Annotated in this window: 2 protein-coding genes; both read left to right on the top strand. The window is 67.1% G+C overall.

Annotated features, from left to right (window positions below; translation table 11 throughout):
- A partial coding sequence (locus tag ACFWBU_RS20910; protein ID WP_378529129.1) for an amino acid adenylation domain-containing protein occupies nt 1–5,067 on the top strand: 5,067 nt, incomplete at its 5' end.
- Between the two features lie 119 nt (nt 5,068–5,186).
- Nucleotides 5,187–8,524, top strand: a 3,338-nt coding sequence (locus ACFWBU_RS20905; protein ID WP_378529128.1) for an amino acid adenylation domain-containing protein, incomplete at its 3' end; no start/stop codon positions are given.

Raw genomic sequence — 8,524 nt, 5'->3', positions numbered from 1 at the left:
TCGGTGTTTTCGGAGGTGCTCGGTGTCGAGCGGGTGGGGCTCGATGATGATTTCTTCGCCTTGGGTGGTAACTCGCTGATTGCGACCCAGGTGGTCGCGCGCCTGGGTGCGGGGCTCGGTACTCGGGTGCCGGTGCGGGTGTTGTTCGAGGCGGCCACCGTCGGGGAACTTGCGGTGCGGGTGTCGGAGGCCGGTGGCGGGCCGGGTGTGGTGCTGTCGGCGCGGGAGCGTCCGGCGCAGATTCCGTTGTCGTTGGCGCAGCAGCGGATGTGGTTCCTGAATCGGTTCGATCCGGATTCCACCGCATACAACATTCCGCTCGCCCTGCGAATGACCGGTGCACTGAACGTCGGAGCGCTTCGCGACGCGGTCGCGGATCTGGTCTCCCGGCACGAATCACTGCGCACCGTCTACCCGGAGACGGAGTCCGGCCCCGTTCAGCGCATCCTCCCGGCGGCGCAGGCGTCGGTGGACCTGACCCCGGAAGATGTCACGGCGACAGACCTCGAGGCTCGGATGCGCGAGATCGTCTCGGCCGGATTCGACGTGACGACGAACGTGCCCGTGCGTATGCACTTGCTGCGCGTGACCGACGAGGACCATGTGCTGGTGACGGTCGTGCACCACATCAGTGGCGACGGGTCCTCGATGGTGCCGCTGGTGCGTGACGTGATGACGGCGTATTCCGCGCGCACCGCCGGAACCGAACCGGCCTGGGCGCCATTGGAAGTGCAGTACGCGGACTACGCGCTGTGGCAGCGCGAGGTGCTCGGCTCCGAAGACGACCCGGACTCGACCGCCGCGAAGCAGCTCGCCTATTGGCGTGAGTCTCTGGCCGACCTGCCCGACCAGCTGGATCTCCCGCTCGATCGACCGCGGCCGGCACTGCAGAACTTCCGCGGCGACCGTGTGGAGTTCCGCATCGGTGCCGACCTGCACGGTGAGCTACGCGACCTCGCTCGAGCGCAGAACGCCACGGTGTTCATGGCCGTGCATGCCGCGTTCGCGGCGCTACTCGCTCGGCTGTCGGGTGCCGGCGACATCGCGGTCGGCACACCCATCGCGGGCCGTGACCAGCAGGCCACCGACGACCTCATCGGCATGTTCGTCAACACGCTCGTGCTGCGGCTGCAGGTGAACGGCGGCAACTCCTTCGGTGATCTGCTCGTCGCCGCCCGTGAAACGGATCTGCAGGCGTTCGCGCATGCCGATATACCGTTCGAACGACTCGTCGAGGTCCTCAATCCGGCGCGCTCGACAGCACGGCACCCGCTTTTCCAGGTCGGGTTCTCGTTCCAGAACCAGCGCCGCTCGGAACTCGAGCTGCCGGGTCTGGACGTGGTGCCGATCGACCTCGAAGGTGGCGTCGCACAGTTCGACATGCACCTGATCGTCACCGACCGTTACCGCGAGGACGGCACGCCGGACGGGATCGACGCCGTCCTCACCTACGCGACGGATCTGTTCGAGCGGGAGACCGTGGAAGCGGTCGCAGACAGGTTCGTGCAGCTACTCGGTGCGTTCGTCGAGGATCCCGCTGCGCCGGTCGGTGACCACCTGCTGCTTCTCCCGTCCGAGCGCCACGATCTCGCCGCACGGAACGAGACCACCCACGACACCGGCGTATCCGCCACCCTCGTCGACCTGTTCGACGAGCAGGTCGCCACCCGGCGCGATGCCGTGGCCCTCGACTACGAGGGCCGGCAGTGGACGTACGGCGAGTTCGACTCGTCGGTGAACCGGCTCGCCCGATATCTGATCTCGCTCGGTGTGGGACCCGAAGATCGTGTCGCACTTGCAGTTCGGCGTTCTCCTGAACTGCTGGTCGGGATGTATGCGATCGCCAAGACCGGCGCCGCGTACGTGCCCGTCGACCCCGCGCAGCCTGCCGAGAGGAACGCGTACATCCTCGACGCTGTTGCACCCGCGGTGATCGTCACGACGAGTGCGGACCCGGTCGGACACGGACAGGTTCGGGTGGTCGAACTCGACCGCGTCGACCTCTCCGATGTCGCGGACACACAGGTCACCGATGTCGAGCGGACCGCGCCGCTACGGCCGGACCACACGGCCTACGTGATCTTCACATCGGGTTCGACGGGCAGGCCGAAGGGCGTTGCCGTTCCGCATGCCGCGATCGTGAACCAGTTGCTGTGGAAGCGCAGCTTCTTCGGACTCGGCCCGGACGATGCCGTGCTCCTCAAGACGGTCGCCACCTTCGACCTGTCGGTGTGGGAGTTCTGGTCGGCGCTCACGTCCGGGGCGCGGCTGGTCGTGGCAACGGCGGACGGGCATCGGGACCCCGACTACCTGCTCGGACTGCTGCGGGATCGCAATGTCACCACGTTGCACACCGTTCCCTCCATGCTGTCGATGCTCATGACCGTGGCGGCCGGCCCGCTTTCCCCGTCGCTGCGTCGCGTCCTCGCGATCGGTGAGGCCCTGCCGGCTCCGGTGGCACAGCAGTTCCGGCAGGCGAATTCGGCGGCGCTGTACAACCTGTACGGTCCGACCGAAGCTGCCGTGTCGGTCACCGTTCACGAGGTCGACGATGCAGACACGGTCATCGTCCCGATCGGTGTGCCCGAGTGGAACACCGCCGTCCACGTTCTCGACGGGCGGTTGCGTCCGGTCGCCCCGGGTGTGGCAGGCGAGTTGTACCTCGCGGGGGCTCAACTGGCGCGTGGCTACCACGACCGCCCCGACCTGACGGCCGACCGATTCGTCGCGGATCCGTTCGGCGGCGGACGGATGTACCGCACCGGCGACATCGTTCGATGGAACCGGGACGGCCGACTCGAGTACCTCGACCGCGCCGACTTCCAGGTGAAGATTCGCGGATACCGGATCGAACTCGGCGAGATCGAGGTTGCTCTGCGCGACCTCACGGACGTGCGGGACGTCGCTGTCGTGGTGCGCTCCGACGCCCGGACCGGCGACCGGCTGATCGCCTACGTCGTTCCGGCCGATGGGCGATTCGACGAGAACGATGTCCGTTCCGCACTTGCCGAACGGCTTCCGTCGTACATGGTGCCGTCGGCGTTCGTGGAACTCGATGCGCTGCCGCTCAGCACCAACGGCAAACTCGACCGGGCGGCACTGCCCGATCCCGGCGTCGAGGCAGGCGAGTTCCGCGCACCGACCAATCCGGTCGAGGAGGTCGTCGCGGATGCAGTGGCCGAGTTGCTCGGTGTGGAGCGGGCTGGTCTCGACGACGACTTCTTCGCCCTCGGCGGCAATTCCCTGCTCGCGACGCAACTCGCGGCACGCCTCGGCGCGGCGCTCGACACGAAGGTGGCCGTGCGCAAGGTGTTCGAGGCACCCACGGTGGGGGCTCTTGCCGCCCATATCCAGCCTTCCGTCGGGGTGGGGGCTCGCGCCCCCCTCGTTGCCGGACCGCGGCCCGAACGTATTCCGTTGTCGTTGGCGCAGCAGCGGATGTGGACCCTGAACCGGGTCGATCCCGACTCCGGTGTCTACAACATCCCGGTTGCCGTGCGCTTGACCGGTGAACTCGACACCGAGGCCCTCCAGAACGCGGTCTTCGACCTGTTCGCGAGGCACGAGGTACTCCGGACCGTCTACCCGGACACCGCGGACGGCCCCGTGCAGGTCGTCCTGCCGGTTGCGAAGGCCGTTCCGGCTCTGACCCCGATCGATGTGACGCCCGGCGAACTCGTCGACCGTCTCACCGAGATCCTCGGCGCCGGATTCGACGTCACCGGTTCGCTGCCTCCGGTGCGGATGGCGGTGTTCCGGATCTCGGCGAGCGAACATGTGCTGGCCGTGGTCGCGCACCACATCGCCGCGGACGGTTACTCGATGCGACCGCTCGTCCGCGACGTGATGCTCGGCTACACCGCCCGTGCGCAGGGACAAGCCCCGGGCTGGGAGCCACTCGAGGTCCAGTACACGGATTACACGCTCTGGCAGCAGTCCGTCCTCGGTTCCGAGGACGATCCGGACAGCGAACTGTCACGTCAACTCGATTACTGGGCAAGTGAACTCGCGGGTGCACCCGAAGTGCTTGCGCTCCCCACCGACCGTCCGCGACCGGCCCGGCAGTCCACCGCGGGTGCATCGATCACCTTCGACGTCGGTGAGGAACTCGCCGTCCGTATCGAGAAGGTCGCACGGGAACACCACGCCACCGTATTCATGGCGATGCACGCTGCCTTCGCGGTGCTGCTCTCCAGGCTGTCCGGCAGCGACGACATCACCGTGGGCACTCCGACGGCGGGTCGTGGTGAAGAAGCGCTCGACGGTCTCGTCGGCATGTTCGTCAACACCCTGGTGCTCCGCACCCGCGTCCCCGGTTCGTCGACGTTCTCGGACATGCTGGAACAGGCCAGGGAAAAGGATCTCGCCGCGTTCGGCAACGCGGACGTGCCGTTCGAACGGGTCGTGGAACGTCTCGGCGTGCGCCGGAGCAGCGCGTACACTCCGCTGTTCCAGGCGATGCTTACGTTCCAGAACATCCAAACCGGGACATTCGAACTGCCGGGTCTGGCAGTGACGCCGCTCGAGACGGGCGTAGACCAAGCGAAATTCGATCTGCAGTGCACGGTCGTCGAACAGTTCTCGCCCGATGGTGCGCTTCAGGATCTCGACGTGACCTTCACGTACGCCACGGCGTTGTTCGACGCGGCAACGGTGGAAACGTTCGGTCGTCGCTTCGTCAGAATCCTCGACGCCGTCGCCACCGACCCTCGCACAGTGCTGCGGTCGATCGACATCCGTTCGGACGAGGAACGTGCGCGTGCCGCACGGCCGCAGAAGGCGCGAACGGTGGCGGATCTTCCCGCACTCGTGACGGAAGCAGCCACGGTCGCGCCCGACACGGTCGCCTTCGCGCACGGTGAACGCGAAGTCACATTCGGTGAGTTCGCGGGACGCCTGGACACGATGACGACGACCACTGGCGGTGCGCTGACCGCGGAAGCGCTCGTATCGGTGGTGCTCAACGGGTTGGTGCCGGGAATGCTGCCAGAACTGGGGGCGGACGGCCTCGCGCAACTCGTGCGTCAGGTGATCGCCCTGGCGGAGGAAGTGATCTCCGCGGATTAGTTCTGCGTCGGTCCGTTCGGGATAATCGAGGATCGAATGTCGTTCGACGCTCGGACAGTACCGTCGGGGGTCGCGTGAGCGATACAGCGAGCGCAGGTTATTTCAGGAGGATGGGGTAGATGACGAGTGACGTGGCGGGCAATCCGGCGTTGGCAATCGGCGATCTGCCTCGGGTGCTCGCCGCCGTGGCGGACGTCGAGCCCGGCCGTGTAGCCCTCGTCGACGGCGAGACCCGGCTTACCTACGGCAGCCTGCACCAGGAGATATCCACCCTCGACGCGGCGATGGGTGGCGCGCTCGGGTTCGACGCTCTCCTCCCTGTCGTGCTGTCGAACGTCGCCCCCGGACTACTCGGGGGTGCAGGGCTTCCCGCGGTCGTCGAGTCGCTTCTCTCCGACGCCCTGGTGGTGCTCGGAGACGACGCGGTCGCGCCGGTGGTAGCCGACCCGAACACCCTCGCTGCAAAGTTCGATGCGCAGGTCGCGGCGACACCGGACGCGACGGCGCTCCGATTCGAGAACGACACCCTGACCTATCGCGAGTTCGATGCGCGCGCGAATCGCCTCGCGCGGCACCTGATCGACCTCGGTGTGGGGCCCGACGTTCGCGTCGGTCTCGCCGTCCGGCGGTCGCTCGAGTTGCTCGTCGGCATGTACGCGATCGTCAAGGCCGGTGGCGCTTACGTGCCTCTCGATCCCGATCACCCGGCCGATCGGCTTGCCTACGTCCTCGAGATCGCCGAACCCGCAGTCGTCGTCACGACCGCACGAGACGACGTGGACCTGCCTGCCACGGTTCCGACGGTGGCGGTCGACACGATCGACCTGTCGGGCGTCTCCGACGAACCCGTCCGGCCCGAGGAGCGGACGGGCGCGCTGACCGCCGACCACCTGGCGTACGTCATCTTCACCTCCGGATCCACGGGGCGTCCCAAGGGCGTGGCAGTCGAACACCGTGCGATCGTCGCGAACATCGCCTGGCGCCAGGCCGAGTACGGAATGTGCGCCGACGACGTGGTCGTGCAGAAGACCCCGTTCACGTTCGACGTTTCGGTGTGGGAGTTCTTCTGGCCGCTACAGGTGGGAGCGTGCCTGACGATCGCAGCGCCCGATGGCCATCGCGATCCCGGGTACCTCGCCCGCACCATGATCGACCACGGCGTGACCATCGCTCACTTCGTACCGTCGATGCTCGCGGTGTACCTCGAGGAGCCTGCCGCTGCATCGGTGACCTCCCTGCGCTATGTCTTCGCGTCCGGTGAGGCGCTGCCTCCGCAGACGGTGGCGCGGTTCCATCAACTGTCCTCGGCGAGCCTGCACAATCTGTACGGGCCCACCGAAGCCGCGGTCGACGTTACCTACTACGCCACCGCGCCCGGCGACACCGTCGTCCCTATCGGCGCGGCGGTTGCCGACACCGGTCTCTACGTTCTGGATGAGGGTCTGCGTCCGGTTCCGGACGGATCCGAGGGCGAGTTGTACCTCGCCGGGGTCCAGTTGGCGCGTGGCTACCTGCAACGCCCCGATCTGACCTCCGACCGGTTCGTCGCAGACCCGTTCGGAGACGCCGGCGACCGCATGTACCGGACCGGCGACCTCGTGAAGACGAACGCCGACGGGCAACTCGAGTACATCGGCCGCACCGACTTCCAGGTCAAGCTCCGCGGACTGCGCATCGAACTCGGAGAGATCGAATCGGCACTGCTCGACCACCCGGCGGTGCGTCAAGCCGTGGTGGTGGTGCACCACGAACCCACCCTCGGCGACCACCTTGTCGCCTACCTCGTCACCGACGGCCGCGAGATCGACCGCACCGAACTCGCAGACGCGGTGCGGCGACGTCTGCCCGACTACATGGTGCCGTCGCTGTTCGTCGCACTCGACGCCTTCCCGCTGGGCGCGAGCGGAAAACTCGATCGAAAGGCGTTGCCGGAACCCGACTTCAGCTCACTCCAGCGGGAGTACCGCGCGCCGTCCACCCCGACCGAACACGCTGTGATTGCTGCCTTCGAGCAGGTTCTCGGCGCCGAACGACTCGGCGTGGACGACGACTTCTTCGACCTCGGCGGCAACTCGCTCAGTGCGACCCGCGTGGTGGCACGCCTCGGTGCCGACCACAACGTCCGTATCGACGTCCGCGAGTTCTTCGATGCGCCGACCGCCGCCGAACTCGCGGCGCTCGTCGACGCCGCAGCGGCTGACGGTGGCGACGAGCGTGCACCGCTGGTTGCACAGGCGCGTCCGGATCGGGTGCCGTTGTCGTTGGCGCAACAGCGGATGTGGTTCCTCAACCGCCTCGATCCCGGTTCTGCGGTGAACAACATCGTGCTGGCGATCCGGCTGGTCGGGCGCGTCGAGGTCGAGGCCCTGTCGTCCGCGGTCTCCGACGTGATCGCCCGGCACGAGTCGCTCCGGACGATCTACCCGGACGATGAGGGGATCGGCAGGCAGCAGGTGTTGCCGGTCTCGGAATTCGTCGTCGACATGACGCCCGAACCGATCTCCCCGAACGACGTGGTCGCCCGCGTCACCGACATCGTCTCCGAAGGATTCGATGTCACCCGTCAGGTGCCGTTCCGGGTGCGGGTGCTGCGCGTCTCTGACCAGGAATACGTGCTGGTGGTGGTGGTCCACCACATCTCCGCCGACGGATTCTCCGCCGGCCCCCTGACACGAGATGTCATGTCTGCCTATGTGTCCCGGGCCTCGGGGAGTGCTCCGCAGTGGGAACCCCTCGAGGTGCAGTACGCCGATTACGCACTCTGGCAGCGCGAGGTGCTCGGGAGCGAGGACGACCCGTCGTCGCTCATGGCACAACAACTCGACTACTGGCGCCGGACGCTGGCGGAGCTTCCCGACGAGCTGGAGCTTCCACGGGATCGCCCGCGCCCCGCGGTGGCGAGCAACCGAGGAGCATCGCACCGGCTCGACGTGGGTCCCGACCTGCGTCGTCGTGTCGCAGAGCTCGCGCGCCGGCAGGGCTCGACCGAGTTCATGCTGGTGCACGCCGCGTTGGCAGTGCTGCTCGGCCGGTTGTCGGGTACCGAGGACATTGTCGTCGGGTCACCTGTCGCCGGTCGCGGGGACGCCGCGCTGGACGATGCGATCGGCATGTTCGTCAACACCTTGGTGCTCAGGACTCCGATCGACACCTCCCGCTCGTTCGACGAGGTGCTCGGCAGCGTGCGCGACGTGGACCTGGAGGCGTTCGCGCATGCGGATGTGCCGTTCGAGCGGTTGGTGGAGGTGCTCGATCCTGCGCGTTCGCAGGCGCGTCATCCGCTGTTCCAGGTGATGCTGACCTTCCAGAACATGCCCGTCACATCCCTCGAGCTCCCCGGCCTGTCGGTCGAGTCACTGGAATTCGACACGGCGATCGCGAAGTTCGATCTGCAGGTGACCGTCACCGATCTGGCCGGGTCGGGTGAGCAGGGTTTCGGTATCGAGTTCACGTATGC

The sequence above is a fragment of the Rhodococcus sp. NPDC060084 genome, from assembly GCF_042730335.1.
GTDB lineage: Bacteria > Actinomycetota > Actinomycetes > Mycobacteriales > Mycobacteriaceae > Rhodococcus.
The sequence above is the reverse complement of the archived record's forward strand: the minus strand, read 5'-3'. Positions and strand labels throughout refer to the sequence as shown.